The 15,750-nt window shown below is 48.2% G+C and carries 18 protein-coding genes and 1 pseudogene; 13 read left to right on the top strand and 6 right to left on the bottom strand.

Features of this window, described 5'->3' with window-relative positions; all coding sequences use genetic code 11:
• Positions 1-4: 4 nt before the first annotated feature.
• From ACES2G_RS01175 to ACES2G_RS01185, 3 genes and pseudogenes are all read right to left on the bottom strand, one after another.
• On the bottom strand, positions 5-1,510 hold the full coding sequence (locus ACES2G_RS01175) for a long-chain fatty acid--CoA ligase (RefSeq protein WP_374001067.1): 1,506 nt from the start codon (positions 1,508-1,510) through the stop codon (positions 5-7).
• A 21-nt stretch (positions 1,511-1,531) separates the two neighbouring features.
• Positions 1,532-1,756, bottom strand: a complete 225-nt coding sequence (locus ACES2G_RS01180; RefSeq protein ID WP_374001878.1) for a 3-oxoacyl-[acyl-carrier-protein] synthase III C-terminal domain-containing protein — start codon at positions 1,754-1,756, stop codon at positions 1,532-1,534.
• Positions 1,757-2,029: 273 nt separating this feature from the next.
• A pseudogene (locus ACES2G_RS01185) lies at positions 2,030-2,539 on the bottom strand (ketoacyl-ACP synthase III); the annotation flags it as partial.
• Between the two features lie 147 nt (positions 2,540-2,686).
• Between ACES2G_RS01185 and fabG the strand changes: the two are divergent.
• The 10 genes from fabG (at position 2,687) to ACES2G_RS01235 (ending at position 11,276) form a co-directional block, all read left to right on the top strand.
• A complete protein-coding gene (gene fabG, locus ACES2G_RS01190; protein ID WP_347358654.1) occupies positions 2,687-3,436 on the top strand; it encodes a 3-oxoacyl-ACP reductase FabG in 750 nt (249 codons plus the stop codon).
• A gap of 32 nt (positions 3,437-3,468) precedes the next feature.
• A complete protein-coding gene (locus ACES2G_RS01195) occupies positions 3,469-4,470 on the top strand; it encodes an alpha/beta fold hydrolase (RefSeq protein WP_374001068.1) in 1,002 nt (333 codons plus the stop codon).
• Positions 4,467-5,246 (top strand): alpha/beta hydrolase, encoded by a 780-nt coding sequence (locus ACES2G_RS01200; protein ID WP_347359747.1) that lies wholly within the window; start codon positions 4,467-4,469, stop codon positions 5,244-5,246. The genes ACES2G_RS01195 and ACES2G_RS01200 overlap by 4 nt, the downstream gene beginning before the upstream one ends.
• Before the next feature lie 145 nt (positions 5,247-5,391).
• Complete coding sequence (locus ACES2G_RS01205; RefSeq protein ID WP_347359746.1) at positions 5,392-5,928, top strand: cytochrome c; 537 nt, start codon at positions 5,392-5,394, stop codon at positions 5,926-5,928.
• Between the two features lie 35 nt (positions 5,929-5,963).
• Complete coding sequence (locus tag ACES2G_RS01210; protein WP_374001069.1) at positions 5,964-6,821, top strand: SCO family protein; 858 nt, start codon at positions 5,964-5,966, stop codon at positions 6,819-6,821.
• A gap of 6 nt (positions 6,822-6,827) precedes the next feature.
• Positions 6,828-7,784: a cytochrome c oxidase subunit II gene (coxB, locus tag ACES2G_RS01215; RefSeq protein WP_347356716.1), complete on the top strand. Its 957-nt coding sequence runs from the start codon at positions 6,828-6,830 to the stop codon at positions 7,782-7,784.
• Between the two features lie 10 nt (positions 7,785-7,794).
• Positions 7,795-9,402 (top strand): cytochrome c oxidase subunit I, encoded by a 1,608-nt coding sequence (gene ctaD / locus ACES2G_RS01220; protein ID WP_347356718.1) that lies wholly within the window; start codon positions 7,795-7,797, stop codon positions 9,400-9,402.
• On the top strand, positions 9,389-10,054 hold the full coding sequence (locus tag ACES2G_RS01225; protein WP_347356719.1) for a cytochrome c oxidase subunit 3 family protein: 666 nt from the start codon (positions 9,389-9,391) through the stop codon (positions 10,052-10,054). The genes ctaD and ACES2G_RS01225 overlap by 14 nt, the downstream gene beginning before the upstream one ends.
• Positions 10,055-10,057: 3 nt before the next feature.
• Positions 10,058-10,393, top strand: coding sequence for a cytochrome C oxidase subunit IV family protein (locus tag ACES2G_RS01230; protein ID WP_347356720.1), 336 nt, complete (start codon positions 10,058-10,060; stop codon positions 10,391-10,393).
• A gap of 4 nt (positions 10,394-10,397) precedes the next feature.
• Complete coding sequence (locus ACES2G_RS01235; RefSeq protein ID WP_347356722.1) at positions 10,398-11,276, top strand: protoheme IX farnesyltransferase; 879 nt, start codon at positions 10,398-10,400, stop codon at positions 11,274-11,276.
• Between the two features lie 320 nt (positions 11,277-11,596).
• Here the strand turns inward: ACES2G_RS01235 and maiA are convergent, their stop codons facing one another.
• Entirely contained in the window at positions 11,597-12,256 is a 660-nt protein-coding gene (maiA, locus tag ACES2G_RS01240) for a maleylacetoacetate isomerase (protein ID WP_347356723.1), read from the bottom strand.
• Between the two features lie 63 nt (positions 12,257-12,319).
• Between maiA and ACES2G_RS01245 the strand changes: the two genes are divergently transcribed.
• From ACES2G_RS01245 to ACES2G_RS01255, 3 genes are all read left to right on the top strand, one after another.
• Positions 12,320-13,045: a hypothetical protein gene (locus tag ACES2G_RS01245; protein ID WP_374001070.1), complete on the top strand. Its 726-nt coding sequence runs from the start codon at positions 12,320-12,322 to the stop codon at positions 13,043-13,045.
• Between the two features lie 170 nt (positions 13,046-13,215).
• Positions 13,216-13,779 carry an outer membrane beta-barrel protein gene (locus ACES2G_RS01250; RefSeq protein WP_347356726.1) on the top strand — a complete coding sequence of 188 codons (564 nt, stop codon included), beginning with the start codon at positions 13,216-13,218 and terminating at the stop codon, positions 13,777-13,779.
• Between the two features lie 9 nt (positions 13,780-13,788).
• A complete protein-coding gene (locus ACES2G_RS01255; RefSeq protein ID WP_347356728.1) occupies positions 13,789-14,769 on the top strand; it encodes a fumarylacetoacetate hydrolase family protein in 981 nt (326 codons plus the stop codon).
• A gap of 31 nt (positions 14,770-14,800) precedes the next feature.
• Here the strand turns inward: ACES2G_RS01255 and ACES2G_RS01260 are convergent, their stop codons facing one another.
• A complete protein-coding gene (locus tag ACES2G_RS01260; RefSeq protein ID WP_347356729.1) occupies positions 14,801-15,370 on the bottom strand; it encodes a superoxide dismutase family protein in 570 nt (189 codons plus the stop codon).
• A 63-nt stretch (positions 15,371-15,433) separates the two neighbouring features.
• On the bottom strand, positions 15,434-15,556 hold the full coding sequence (locus tag ACES2G_RS01265) for a hypothetical protein (protein WP_347356730.1): 123 nt from the start codon (positions 15,554-15,556) through the stop codon (positions 15,434-15,436).
• Between the last annotated feature and the right edge of the window lie 194 nt (positions 15,557-15,750).

Below are 15,750 nucleotides of genomic sequence, written 5' to 3' on the forward strand. Positions count from 1 at the left end.
ATGCTTATGGGTGACCGGCGGCAGACTCGGTGAGCTGGCGTTTCAGAATCTTTCCACTGTCGCCTTTGGGCAGGGTGGCTAGAAACACGAAATGCTTGGGAATTTTGAATTTTGCCAGATTTTTGGCGCAGTGGTTAAGAAGCTCATCTGCGGTCAAATCAGATTTTTGACGCACAATAAAGGCCTTCCCGACCTCGCCCCATTTTTCATCAGGAACTCCGATGACAGCGGCTTCCAGGACGGAGGGGTGGGATCTTAGGATTTGTTCCACTTCTGGCGGATAGACATTTTCGCCGCCGGAAATGAACATATCCTTCTTGCGGCCGACGACATAGAAATAGCCTTCCTCATCACGACGAACCAGATCGCCGGTATGAAGCCAGCCATTTTTGATGGTCTCTTCTGTGGCCTTTTCGTTTTTCCAATAGCCCTGCATGATCATGGGGCCACGTAAAATAAGCTCACCGACTTGATTGTTTCCCAGCTCATTTCCTTCGCTGTCCACGACTTTGGCGTCGATATAGAAGTTCGGGAAGCCGATAGAGCCAATTTTACGAAGGGCATCTTCTTCGTTTAAAGAAAACACATTTGGGCCGAATTCCGTCAGGCCATATCCTTGACGGATGGGCACGCCTTTTTTGCCCCACACTTTGATAAGCTCCAAAGGCATAGGCTCACCACCGACAATCGCATAGCGAATGCGGCTTAGATCCGTGGATGGGAAGCGAGGCGATTGCGCCATCATATCCATCGTTGTCGGAACACCAAACAACAAAGTAGCTTTTTGCTCTTCGCTGAGACGAAGAATCTGATCGGCGTCGAATTTTTTTATGAACACCACTTTGGCGCCACGATGAATGAATGGAGTCGTCAGAACATTCCAGCCCCCGGTGTGGAAGAAGGGAAGGAAGATCACAGTGCAGTCGGTTTGAGAAATGTTCAGGCGCAAAGTTGTGTTAATGGAATTCCAGAACAGCATTCGATACGTCAACACCGCGCCCTTGGGGCTTCCCGTGGTTCCGGAGGTGTAAAGAATCATCACCGGGTCAGTTTCTGTCGGAAGGAATGGCATTTCGCTGTTATCGCTGAAAGCTTCCAAGGCCGAGGCAAAACTGTGGGGTCCTTGCAGGAAAAGTTTTTGTGGAACTTCGTTTGTGGAAAGGCCTTCCAGAACGCCGTTCAAGTTTTCCTGCAAAACAACCAATTTGGGAGCCGAGTCTGTCAGGATGTGGCGGACTTCTCTTTGGGTCAGTCGGAAATTGATGGGCACCATGACGGCGCCCAGTCTTTGCAGGGCAAAGAATAAGAACACATATTCCAGTTCGTTAGTGGCTAAAACCGCCACGCGGTCGCCTTTGTTAACTTGGAACTGGCTTTGTAAAAGCTGAGCCCCTTTGTTTGCAAGTTCAAACAAACGAGCATAGGAAAACTCCCGCCCGGTATCGCCATCTTGAATAGCGATACTTTGCGGTGAATACAGATTCCATCTTTTCAGCCAATCCAGTTCCATGTGTTCCTCTTGCTTAGGCGACTATGTGTCGTATCCCCATTCCAAGGCCAAGGCAGCCATGCTCATACCACCACCGGAGCCCAACATAAAGACCAAGTCGCCTTTTTTCATTTTCTTTTGGTAAGCCGCATCCGCCACCGCCATGCCGATAGAGGCAGAGCCTGTGTAGCCATAGCGATCCATAACGTAGTGGGCGCGCTCGCGAGGCAGGGACAGTTGATCCATGGTTTCGTAGATACTTTGCACGTTGAACTGCGTGATAAAGAAATGCTGAATGTCGGAAGGGGACTTCTTAATACGATCCAGAATTTGATGAGCCAGGCGCGGCCAGTGAATCCCGTTGGTTTCAGGTGGAATGCGCTTAGGGAACGCCAACAGATGGCCTTTGTTTTCAATGACTTGATGGCTGACGGGTTGAGCCGTGCCTCCGGCGTAAATGCCCATATAGTCGTGATACTGACCGTCGGTGTACATCTGACTGTCTATGAAGCCCGAGTTGTCTTTGGAGGGTTGCAGAATAACAGCGCCTGCGCCGTCGGCAAACAGGGAGGCGATTTTGTAATCATCAAAGTTCAGATACTTACTCATGCCGTAAGCACCGACCACCAGAATGTTTTTGTATTTGCTGTCAGCAGCAATGTATTTGGAGGCGATGTCGCAGCCGACAACAAAGCCCGCGCAGGCCGTGTTGATGTCATAAGTTCCGGCGTTGGCAGCGCCCAGGCGGTAGGCCACCACCGAGGCGGTGGAGGGGGAAAGATAATCAGGTGTGTCGGTCGAAACAATAATAAGATCCAGATCCTTGGCGGTGATGCCAGCGACCTTCATAGCTTCTTCCGCAGCAGGCAGAATCAGATCGGAAGTGCGCTGTTCTGGATTCATCCAGCGGCGTTCGCGGATGTTTCTTTGTTCACTTAAGAAAGTCCCGATGTCTTTTTTGTAAAGATCATTAAAGTATTGATTGGTGATCACGCGTTCAGGCGCGTACATCCCGGTTCCTACAATTGTCGCTTTTCTTATCGTGTTCATCGTTTATTCCTTTGCGATTTCGCTTATCTACAAATCAGTTTTGGAACTTTGGCAAGAAAACTTTTTTAGAGCTTTAGCTCTATACTCCGAGCGAAAAAGTGCTTTTTCCTTTGACGGGTGGGGGGAGAGTCGGGGTACTCGTGACGTATGAACAATATTAATTTTGATTTCAAAAATAAAAACGCAATCGTCACTGGCGGTGCTTCTGGTATCGGTTTTCAAATCACTCGCAGCTTTCTTGAAGCGGGTGGAAATGTTTCCATCTGGGATTACTCCGAGCAGGCTTTGCAAAACGCAAAAGCGGAACTTTCCCAATACTCAGCGCAACTTCATTTGGCGCAAGTGGATGTTGGCAATCGTGACTCCGTAAGTAAAGCAGCGGCTTCTTTGCCGTGGGCTGTGGATATTCTTGTGAACAACGCAGGAATCACGCGCGACAAGTCTTTCGCGAAAATGGCTCCGGAAGATTGGGATGCGGTGATCTCTACCAACCTGACGGGCTTGTTCAATGTTACGAAAACTCTTTTGGAAAAATTCAACCCGCAGTCTACGCACAAACGTATCATCAGTATTTCTTCGGTGGTGGGTTTGTATGGAAACTTTGGTCAGACCAACTATGCAGCGGCAAAAGCGGGTGTTATTGGTATGGCGAAAACATGGGGTAAGGAATTGGGTCGTAAAGGCTTTACGTCCAATGCGATTGCTCCGGGCTTTATTGCAACGGCGATGACCAAGGCAATGCCGAAGGAAGCTTTGGACGGCATGGCCGCAAAAGTTCCGGTGGCTCGTCTGGGTGAAGTTGAAGATATTGCAAACGCATGTTTGTTCCTTGCCAGCGAGCAGGCAAGTTATATCAATGGCACCGTCCTGAGTGTTGATGGCGGTATTGTTCTGTAGTTAACAACAACCTTTTGTAAGGAGTGACTTCGATGAGATCTCTGTTCTTGGCTTTCTTTGTCTTGGTATCAGGTTTCTTGGTGTCCTTGGAATCTTTGGCAAGTGTCGAAGCGACCAAAGGATTTGTTCAGGTTGCTCCGCAAAAAGAATTGTATGTGGACTATGTTCCGGCGAAGGAAAAACAGCCGACGGTTATTTTGATCAACGGTCTGACTTACAGCACCCGTCAATGGGAGCGTTTTGTTGATGCTCTGCTGGCAAAGGGTGTAGGTGTTCTTCGTTATGATCCAATCGGTCAGGGGCAGACTCTTTTGAAGTATGCGCCTGTTGTAGCGCCGGTTCCTGTTCAGGATCAGGTGCAGGACTTGAAGGTCCTTCTTGAAAAATTGAAATTAAAAGGTCCATTTAATATTGCTGGACTGTCTTATGGCGGTGGTGTGGCCGCAGGCTTCACCGCCGCTTATCCATCGCTGGTGAAAAATCTGATCATGATGGCGCCGTTCACGCGCCCCCTTGAAGGTCAGGATCGTTGGATCAAATCCCAGATCTGGGCGACTCGTCAGATTTTCCCTTACAACAAGATGACGGATGATGAGCTCTATGATCACTATCTGCATCAGATTATCTATGCCACCTATCCGCAGGCCGAGCCCGTGGTTCTGGAAAATCCTTTCAAGCTCGAGGCGACTTTCCGTCTGGTGCAGGGGATTCGTAAATTCCGTCCCGTGGATTTGACTCACACCATTCCTGCCAAGGCATTGCATCTGATGATCGCACGCCAGGATCAGTATATTGAAACAAGTGTGCTGGATGAATACTGGAATGCGGTTCCGGCGGCAGCTCGTGCCAGTCGTTTGTATATCAATGGCTCTGAACACAAAATGGTCGAAGCGGTTCCGTATTTCACGGCGTCGTGGGTTTATGAAATCCTGATGGGCAATAAATTGCTTTCTTCCGGCCGTGATTTCGAAGGTTATCCTTTCCGTGGCGAAGCTCGCAGCGGTCAGGATCAGGTGACAGTGGGGCGTGAATGATTCATCACGAGGTTGTTTCCGGCGTTGTTCCTGAAAGTGTCTTCTTCATTCATGGAAATCTGGCGTCCAATCGCTGGTGGTATCCGGCGGAAGAAGTTTGGAAAAAACAAGCTGCTGGAAAGAACTACTCCGGATCATTAATCTATGGTGAGTTCCGTGGTTGTGGGCAAAGTACAGCTCCGAAAAGCAGCGAGGAAGTGGATCTGCATTTGTTTGCCGAGGACTTCATCGCGTTGCTCAAGTCCCTGGGGGCTGGGCCTTATCATGTTGTTGGGCATTCCACCGGGGGGCTAATTGCAGCCTTGATGTTGGCCAAAGAGCCGACTTTATTCCGCAAGGCTGTTTTGCTGGACTCTGTTGGGGCGCAAGGGGTGACCTTTGATTCTTCCATGATCACGGCTTTTGAAAAGATGAAGTTGGACAAGGATCTGACGGCGGCCGTGATTGGATCTACGATTCATAATAATAATGCCGAGGCCGATTTCTTCCGCCAAGTGGTGGTTGAGGATGCTTTCAAGGCTGTGAAGGCGGTAGGGCACTGGGTGCTTGAAGCTCTTGATGGGCTTGATGTTCGTGGCGATTTGAAGTCCGTGAAGCATGAAGTTTTGGTGCTTCACGGAGAGCACGACAAACTTCTTCCTGAGGTTGATTCTCAGGCGCTGGCGGGTTTGTTTGCGAACGGTAAGTTTGAGCGTATCGCCGAACTGGGGCATTGCCCAAACATCGAAAACCCCGAAAAGTTTGTGAACATCACTCGGAGTTATCTGTTTTCTTAAGGCCACACTCTTTTGCGGCGCATAATATCATCTAGTCCGGGGTGGCTTAATAGGTTGCCCATCGGTCTGTTTTCGGTTAGTTATCGTTTAATATATTACAATACTGTGACAAAACTACTTTGCGTCCCCTAGGGAGTGCCAACCTATGTCTGAAGCTAGAGATGAGTATAATCGTGGTGGTCTGCTGGCGTTTGCCTTTTCAATGGTATTCGTCTGCGCATTCTTCGTTTACATCGTTGTGATCAATAAAGGTGTTGATCTTGGTGAAAACGTTGTAGATCCAAATGCCCCTGTTGTAGAGGGTGCGGTTCCTGTTTTCGACATCACGAAAGTACAAGAGCCATGGGTTTCCACTCCTGAAATGGTTGCTTACGGTAAGAAGTTCTTCGCAACAAACTGCGCTATGTGCCACGGTAACGAAGGCAAAGGCGACGGTGCTGCGGGTGCAGGCTTGAATCCAAAGCCTCGTGACCTGGTTGCTGGTAAGTGGACTCAAGGTGAAGGCGTTATCTCTCACTATAAAGTTCTGCAAAATGGTATCAAGGGTACGTCTATGGCGGCATACTCTCACTTCAAGCCAGCTGACCGCTGGGCTGTGATCCATTTCATCGACTCTATCACTGAAAATAAATCTAAAGACGATCCTGCTAAAGTTGCTGAGTTTGCAAAAACCGCACAATAATTAAGGGTTTATTCATGCTTGCTGTTGAGCTTGTATTGAAAACAAAAGCAATGAGAGCGGCGCTGGTGGCGTCCGTTCTCGTTTTGTTTTCAGCTCAGGCTCCTGCTTACGACGGTAAGCCAGCTCCGATGGTGGCTAGTGAAAAGCCCCAAGAGCTTGAAGGTGTCGGCATCGACGAAAAGTTGGGTTCTAAAATCGACCTGACTATGAAAGTGAAAGACGACAATGGCCAGGAAGTGGCTTTGGGATCTTTCTTCGATGGTAAGCATCCGGTGGTTATTTCGCCAGTGTATTTTTCGTGTCCGGGTCTTTGTAACTTCCATTTGAACGGTCTGACAGATGCGCTCAAGTTGATGGATAAGGATTGGACGGTAGGTAAGAAGTTTAAGCTGTTGTCTGTGAGTTTTGACTCAAAAGAGACTCCTGACTTGGCGGCTAATAAAAAACTGACTTACATGAAGCTGTATGATCGTGCGGGCGCCGAAAAGGACTGGCACTTCATTACGGCGGACGAGTCCACAGTGCAGGCGATGATGCAGGCTCTGGGGTTCAAGTTCAGATGGGACGAGAAAGCTCAAGAGTGGGCACACGCTTCGGCGGCCATTGTGATCACTCCTGATGGAACGATCTCGCGCTATCTGCCGGGGATTATGTTTAATCCTCAGGACATCAAGATCGCTCTGAACGAAGCGACCGATGGGAAAATCGGAACCTTCGTCGACAGCTTGGTGCTTTATTGTTTTAAGTATGACCCACACCAAAGCAAGTACACGCTTGTTGCCTTCAACGTAATGAAGATGGGCGGAGCGGTGATGGTTTTGGTGATGGTAATTTGGTTATTGCCTGTATGGATTCGTGCTCGCAGAGAGCAGGACAATACGGCGGGGAGATAAAGGTACATGATGTGGTTTAATATTGCGAAGGCCCAATCCTTCATGCCCACGCAAGGAACCGAGATTGCGAAGCAGGTCGACAATCTTTACGGATTCTTGCTTGTAACAAGTTTCATTGCCTGCGTGCTTGTCATCGGTGGGATGATCTATTTCGTCTGGAAGTACAGACGTAAGACTCCTAATGATAAAACAGCGTATATCTCTCACAACACCGCTTTGGAGTTCTTGTGGTCATTCATTCCACTTGTGATCTTCCTGGCTGTGTTCGGTTGGGGTTGGTACATCTATCACCAAATGCGCGCGATGCCTAAAAATGCGTTGGAAATCAACGTATTGGGTAAACAGTGGGCTTGGGAAGTTGAATACAAGAACGGTTACAAAGCGGTGAATGAAATCGTGGTTCCAATCGATCAGGATGTTAAGATTCTTCTGACTTCCTCTGATGTGATCCACTCCTTCTTCGTGCCATCTTTCCGTATTAAGCAAGACGCGGTTCCAGGCCGTTACACAGCTTTGTGGTTCAGAGCGGACAAACTGGGTGATTTCCATTTGTTCTGTACAGAGTACTGCGGAACTTCTCACTCTGCCATGATCGGTAAGGTGAAAGTCGTATCTCGCGAAGAGTTCGACAAATATATGGAGCAAGGTCAGGAAGAAAGAAATCTTCCACTTGGCGAAAAAGGTAAGAAACTGTTTGCAGTTAAGGCCTGCGCGTCCTGCCACGCGGTAGACAGCCCTGCAAGAATGGTCGGTCCTTCATTGTTCCAGAAATTTGGACACGAAGAAGAAATGGATGATGGCACTAAGATCGTGTTCGACGAAAACTACATCCGTGAATCCATCCTTGAGCCAAACAAACACATCGTTAAAGGCTTCCCTAAGGGCGTTATGCCCACCTTCCAGGGTCAGCTGAACGAAAACGAACTGAGTGCTCTAGTTGAGTACATCAAGAATCTGAAGTAAGGAGTTGGGCATGGCGAAAACTACAGCTCACGGCGACAACTATATTAATTTTGAAAAAGGCCTTTGGTCTTGGTTGACCACGGTCGATCACAAACGTATCGGCTTGATGTACTTCATCATGGTTATGTTCTTCTTCTTCGTTGGCGGGGTTATGGCTCTGTTGCTTCGTTTGGAGCTTTTTGCTCCAAATGCAGCTCCAAACGTGGGTCAGATTCTGGCTAACGGTGATATTTACAACCAGGTGATGACATACCACGGGGCGATCATGGTCTTCATGGTTATCGTTCCTGGTATCCCGGCGATTTTGGGGAACTTCTTCCTGCCGCTTCACATCGGAGCGAAAGACGTGGCCTTCCCGAAGATCAATCTTCTGAGCTGGTACTGCTTCATGGCGGGTGCGATCCTGGCGATTGCAACTTTCTTCACTACGAAGATTGATACAGGCTGGACGTTCTACACGCCGTATTCTATCAGAACGGGGACTGCGACAGCGATGATGGTTCTTGCGGCCTTCATCATGGGTATGTCTTCCATCCTGACAGGTCTGAACTTCATCGTGACCGTTCACAAACTAAGAGCTCCTGGCATGACTATGCACAGAATGCCTTTGTTCGTGTGGTCTTTGTATGCGACAGCGATCCTTCAGATGCTGGCGACTCCGGTTTTGGGTATCACATTGCTTCTTTTGGCGGTGGAAAGATTCCTGGGTATCGGTATCTTCGATCCTAAACTGGGTGGTGACCCGGTATTGTTCCAGCACTTCTTCTGGTTCTACTCTCACCCTGCGGTTTACATCATGGTTATTCCGGCGATGGGTATCATCTCTGAGCTGATCACGACCTTCTCCAAGAAAGTCATCTTCGGCTACACGGCGATTGCATACTCTTCTTTGGGTATCGCGGCGGTGTCCTTCTTCGTTTGGGGTCACCACATGTTCGTATCCGGTCAGTCTGGTACAGCGGGTATCGTGTTCTCCTTCCTGACAATGTTGGTAGGGGTTCCAACGGCGATCAAGATGTTCAACTGGGTTGCGACCTTCTATAAAGGTTCCGTCGAGTTCCGTTCTCCGATGTTGTATGCCTTGGGCTTCATGTTCTTGTTCGCCATCGGTGGCGTGACAGGGATCATGCTGGCAGTTCTTCCAATTGACGTTCACTTCCACGATACTTACTTCGTGGTGGCTCACTTCCACTACGTAATGGTGGGTGGTACATTGATGGCGTTGATGGGTGGTTACTACTACTGGTTCCCGAAAATGTTCGGCAAAATGTACAGTGAAGCGGGTGCTCGCATCTCTTTCGTGTTCATTTTCATCGGCTTTAACGTGACCTTCTTCCCTCAGTTCGTTTTGGGCGCAATGGGTATGCCTCGTCGTTACTTCGACTACATCCCAGCTTACGAGACTCTGAACAAGATCTCCACGGTCGGCTCTTGGCTGATCCTGATTGGATTCTTGGTCGGTCTATACACAATCGTTCAGGGTCTATTGAAAGGTGAGAAAGCTCCTATGAATCCTTGGGGCTCTAAAACGTTGGAATGGCAAACGTCATCTCCTCCTCCTCACGACAACTTCAGTGTTGAACCAGTAGTAACAGCGGGGCCTTATGAGTACAGATAATCACGCACAGGGCGCTCACACAGCGCACGTCGCTCACCACTTTAAAACAGCCGAGCAACAGTACTCCTCTGGTAAAGAGGGTATCTGGTTGTTCATGCTGACAGAGATCCTGATGTTCGGTGCGATCTTTGTCGGTTACTTCTACTACCACAGCATGTATCCGGAGATGTTCGCAGAAGGTGCGAAATCTTTGGATTGGAAGATGGGTTTCGTGAACACTTTGGTGTTGATCTTCTCATCCTTCACAATGGCTATTTCGATTTCTTTCATCCAGAAGAACGAACAAAAGAAGGCTGTGCTGGCTTTGGCCACCACGATTCTTTGTGCGGCGATCTTCATGGTGATCAAGTACTTCGAATACCAGCATAAGTTCCACTTGGGCTTGTACCCAGGTAAGTTCCTGGATGCTGCTAAAGTAGGTGCGGAGCACGCAAACCTTGGTTTGTACTTCGGCTTCTATTACACAATGACAGGTCTGCACGGTATCCACGTTATGATCGGTATCGGATTGATCACTTGGTGCTTGATCCGTACGGTTCGTGGTGACTTCCACAGTCAATACTGGATCCCGGTTGAGGGTGTTGGTTTGTTCTGGCACATCGTCGATTTGATCTGGATCTTCCTATTCCCTCTTTTATATTTGGTGGGGTAATACATGGCTCAAAATAACGACAACAACGCAAATGTTCTTCATCCACACATCACGCCAATGGCAACTTACTTCAAAGTTGCCCTGGCTTTGTTTGGTCTGACTTTCCTGACTGTATTTGCGCACCAGTTCCATCACCAGATGGGTTCCTGGGCAGCTCCAGTGGCATTCTTGATCGCCCTGGTAAAAGCAGGCCTTGTGATCCTTTGGTTCATGCACTTGAAGGACGACACTAAGATGAATCGTTTCATCTTCGGTATCGGATTCTTCTTCCTGGCGTTGCTATTTGCTATCTGCGTTTTGGACTTCGCAACTCGCGTTCCAGAGATCAGCCCTCTTTAAGATCGTGTTACGTACATACGCGGATCTTACCAAGTTTGGCATAGTCGTTTTTTCAGTTCTTGCGGGACTGGCCGGCTATGCCACCGGTTTTCAGATCGAAAACACATTTGATTGGAAAATCTTTTTAGAGACTCTGGCGGGGATTTATTTCCTTAGCTCGGGATCTCTTGCGCTTAATCAAGTGCAAGACTGGCAGATGGACGCCAAGATGCCTCGCACGGCCAAGCGTCCAATTCCGTCTGGTAAGATCAAACCTGCGGCGGCGGGTATTTTGGCTGTCTGCCTTTTGGTTGTCGGCTTGAACTTCCTTTTCACCTTGGAACCTGTGGCAGGTTGGGTGGGGTTGTTCTGTGTGTTTCTTTATAACGGTCCTTACACCTTGTGGTGGAAGCGTCGTTGGGCCTTTGCGGCTGTGCCGGGGGCAATTCCTGGTGCCTTGCCGGTGACAATCGGGTATGCGGTGGCAAATCCTGATATCTGGAATTCTGAATCCTTGTATTTGTTCCTGATCATGTTCTTGTGGCAGATGCCGCACTTCTGGGTGTTGGCAATTCGCTATAAGGATGATTACGCCAAGGGTGGTGTTCCGACCTTGCCTGTGGCTTTGGGGATGGACCGCACTTTGTTCCAAGTGGGTTTGTACACCTTCGTTTATGTGGGTGTGGCTTTAGCGGCACCGATGTTTGTTCACGCCAGCTGGATGTTTGTTCTTCTGACGTTCCCGTTCTGTTTCAAAGTACTTCAAGAGTTCTACCGCTACTATAAATCCAACGGCACTGAGCGCTGGTTGGCTTTCTTTATGTGGCTGAACGTATCGATGCTGGTGTTCCTAATTATTCCCGTCATCGACAAATGGAACTTCCTCTTCATTAGTCATAACTAATAGGCTGAATGCGGCGGGCAGCAGGGAAGAAGGTGCCTTCGCCAAAAGGGCATTGGTCTTTCTGTCCGGGATTCGGCAAGACCGACCTTGGTCCTGTTGTACACGTCAGAAGCCAGCAGGAACCTCTAAACCAACTTCAGAATCTGCAATACTCCCAGAATAAGTCCGGCAATAATCACAATCTCTTTAGTAATTTTTAGAATTCGCCGAAAACGTAAATAGGTTGATTTACGCATATCGGATCTCCTGTTTTTGTACGGACAGGAGGACCATCAAAAGCGAATCTGGCGAAGGCTTGATTCGCTTTTGCATTTTTGGTGCTATTTCCTTTTGAATTCTTCTGGGGTGTCGATTTGTACGAAGGGGTGGGCTTTTTGGAAGCTTTCCAGTTTGAGGCAGTTTTCGTTGATCTTTACCAGAGTGGGATATTTGGAAATATCCACTTTGTATCTTTGTGACGTCAAAAGCTGTGGGATCAGGAACAGGTCGGCCATGGTGATCTCGTTACCGAAGCAATAGGTTCCCGAAAATTCTTTTAAAGTTGTTTCCAAAACTTCCAAGCCTTGGCTGATCCAGTGCTGGGCCCATTCGTCTTTTTGGTTCTGGTCATAGCCATGTTTGGTTTCCATGTACTTCAAGGTCTTCAGATTGGCCATCGGGTGCATGAAGGAGTTGATGACCTCGCACACCTGGCGGATGCGCGCTTTGGTGTAAGCATCTTTGGGGAGCAGGGGGCTATCCGGGAAGACCTCGTCCAGATATTCCATGATCGCAAAGGATTCGGGGATGATCTTTCCGTCGTGAACCAAGGTGGGAACGCCACCCAATGGATTGATTTTTTTGTAGTCAGCGGAAAGCTGTTCACCCTTTAGAAGATTGATCGGTTTATATTCAAACTGCAGGCCTTTGTAATGTAAAGCCAGGCGAACACGGTAAGAGGTGGAGCTGCGAAAATAGTTGTAAAGTGCCATCGAGGCCATATACTGACTCCTGTTGAGACTCATTTTCATTCTGCTTTTGATAATCAGTCAAAGGACTTTTCGATGCCGAATCGTTTTATCTTCTCCCTGCGTTTTTCAACGAAGATTTTCTTTAAGTTAGGTTTTCTGGCAGTAGCCCTGATTGCCTTTATGACTTTGTTCCGCATGAATTTGTATTTTCTTTCAGTGTTTCATGCGACTCCGAACGCGGCCTTCGTGGAAATTGCCCAGTCCTTCTTTGCTGGTTTTCGGTTTGATCTTCTGATCTTTGGATTTATCTTTTTACCGGTTTATTTTTTGCTCATGCTGCAGGCGTTTACACAAAAATGGCCCAAAGCTTTGTTTGTACTCTACAAGCTTTATTTCGTGGCAGTATGGTTTGCCATCTGTGCTTTGACCTACATGGACTTCTTTCATTTCGCAAAGTTTGGTCAACGCATGCGTTTTGCCGAATACAGTCAGTGGAATTTTGAATCCTGGCTGCAGCAGTTCCAAAGTATGCCGACGAATCAATCTTGGATATTCACAGTAATCACGGTTTTGCTATTCAGTCTGGGATACATGTTGATCAAAAGCCTGAAGTTCGGCGACTGGAAGGATGAATACTCACCACAGCCGGGCGGCAAAATAGAGATCGTGCTAAGAATTCTTCTGCCTTTGATTGTCATTGTTCTTGCGGCGCGTGGCACGGTTGAGGCTCATCACCTTGCGTTGGAGCATAGCGAAGTGTCTTTGGATAAGGTTATAAATGAGATGGCATTGAATGCCCCCTGGTGCTTAGACAAATAACCCGCGCGCCGGATCATTAGTTTTTAGCTGCGTTGCTGCGTCGGCGGCGTACGGGGAGTACGCCTTTCTCCTTGCGCCTTGTAAAAACTAATGCTTCGGTGTGCTGGTGTTGGTAGTATATTGCGTGGATATTGAATGATTCTGAATTGGATTTTCTTCTGGAGGATATAATGAAGAAGTTAGTGGTAATGGTTGCGGCGGCTTTGGGGATGATGTCTTCGGTGGCTTTGGCTGATATCGATTATGGTTTGGAAGTGGGTATTCGTCAGCAGTCTGGGGAAGTGGATGCGGCTGCAGCTTCTGCTAAATCTCAGATGGGCTTCCAGTTTGGTGCGACAGCGCACTTCCCAATTTCTGGTCCTTTGCATTTGCGCACAGGGATGTTGTTCACACAAAGACCGTTGATCGTAAAAGACGATGCTTCTGGTGAAGAAGCCAAGGTCAGCATGAACTACCTGGATATTCCAGTGGCTCTTATGTACAAATTTGAAGAATACGCGGGTGTTTTTGCCGGTGTTTCTTTGGGTATGAACCTGGACAGCTCCTGTGATCAAACTGGCTGTAAAGTGACAGATGTTAAATCTCCGCTGATTCCTTTGTTGATCGGTGCAAGCTTTAAGTTTGCTCCACAGTTGGGGGCGACTTTGTATTATGAATCAGCAAGTGGTGAAGCGGCGAAAGGTCTTAAAGACTATCGCGCTGTTGGTGCTAACTTGATGATTACTTTTGATTAAGGATTTGACGTGAAACTAGGTTCTTTGAAGTCTTCTGAAAGCAAGGACGGGCAACTGTGCGTGATCAGCCGTGATCTTAAAACCGCGGCAAAAGCGACCCATATTGCTCCCAACCTGCGCGAAGCAATGGAAAAATGGTCTGAAAAAGAGTCTGCCTTGCAGAAGCTCTATACAGATCTGAATGAGGGTAAGGCCTCCGGGGCCTTTGCGGTGAAAGAAGAAGACTTCCATTCCGCGATGCCTCGCACATGGCTTTTTGCTGATGGCTCGGCATTTATCTATCATATTAAACTTGTTCGCATGGCTCGTAAGGCGGCGTTGCCAGAAACTCTGGCAACCGTTCCTTTGATGTATCAGGGCGAATGTGGTCAGTTCCTGGCTCCAACTGAAGATATCCCTCAGCGTGACTTTGCTCACGGCACGGACTTCGAGGGCGAAGTGGGTGTTATCACGGATAATGTCCCAATGGGAGTGACTCCGGAAGAAGCCCTGAAATACATCCGCCTGTATGTTTTGATTAACGATGTATCTTTGCGCGGTCTGATCCCAGAAGAGCTGGCCCAAGGCTTTGGTTTCTTCCAAAGTAAGCCAGCGTCTGCGCTGTCTCCGTTTGCGGTGACGGCTGATGAATTGGGTACGGCTTTGAAAGACGGGCGTATTCATCTGCCATTGCATGTGAAATACAATGGTGAGTTCTTCGGTAAAGCCAATGCGGGGGCAATGCACTTCCACTTTGGGCAGTTGATCGCTCACGCGGCGAAAACTCGCAACCTGGCGGCTGGAACTATTATCGGCAGCGGGACTGTTTCCAATGAAGAACACGGCAATGGCTCAAGCTGTCTGGCGGAAAAGCGTATGATCGAGCAGATTGAAGCTGGAGCTATTAAAACTCCGTTTATGAAGTCTGGTGATACGGTCGAGATGCAGATGCTGAACGAAAAAGGCGAAAGTATCTTCGGAAGAATCTTCCAAAAGGTGAAGGCCGTTTAAGCCTTCACCCTTCTTAAGAGGTTCTCTAAAACTAGAGAGCCTCGATCACTCCACACGCGATGCGTGCGCCGGAGTTGCCCGCAGGCTGGGATTTCAAATCATCTTTGTCTTTGTGAATAACCACGGCTTTGCCGATGATGCTTTCTGCACCTTTCATGGTCATACCATCAATGATCAAAGTGGAGTTGGCTTTACTTTTGTTATCTGCCACTAGATTCCCCAAGTCGCCCACATGGCGGCCAGTCACATCGTGACCTGCATGGTTGCCTTTGCCTGGATTGAAGTGGCCCCCGGCAGAAGAGAAGTCGGCAGCAGAGCAGTCACCCTTTTCATGGATATGGAATCCATGAGGTCCTGGTTTGATGCCTTCAACCAGGGTTTCAATTTTCATCTTACCGTTTTCTTCAGTGAAGTGGATGATGCCTTTCAATTTGGAACCTTTGACAGTTTTCAATACCGCCTGGGCCTTTTGAGGCGCTGGCGTCGTCGCTGCCGCTTCATGATTGTGATGATCATGGTTGTGTGTTTCGGCTGCTTTTTCCTTTTGAGCGCAAGCTGCCATGGAAAGAGATACAAGCCCGATGAGTAACATGTTTTTCATATGAGATCCCCTTTCAGTGATTTATATGCAAAACAGTTTACTCATCGACTCTTGGTCGTGTCATTATCCATTCGCAAAATAGGCGACAATACCGACCAAGATGAAAACGCCTAGATAGAAGTAGATGACCACACGGCCCAAGCGTATTTTAGGAGCCAATCTGGCTCTGGTTTCAAGAGTCGTCATAAGGCCTCCTTACTTATTTGTATTATCTCATGTTTTTAGAGCCTCTCTCCAATAGATAAAAGCTAAGATGCCTATAGAGAAAACCTTCAGATGGCGCGTCCAGACTGGTCTAGTTTTTAGTTGAAGAGCCCTTCCGAGGCATCGTCATAGGGCATCAAGCGGTGACCATTTCATGATAGGCAGACAAGCTTAGA

It is taken from the genome of Bdellovibrio bacteriovorus (assembly GCF_041888015.1).
Lineage (GTDB): Bacteria > Bdellovibrionota > Bdellovibrionia > Bdellovibrionales > Bdellovibrionaceae > Bdellovibrio.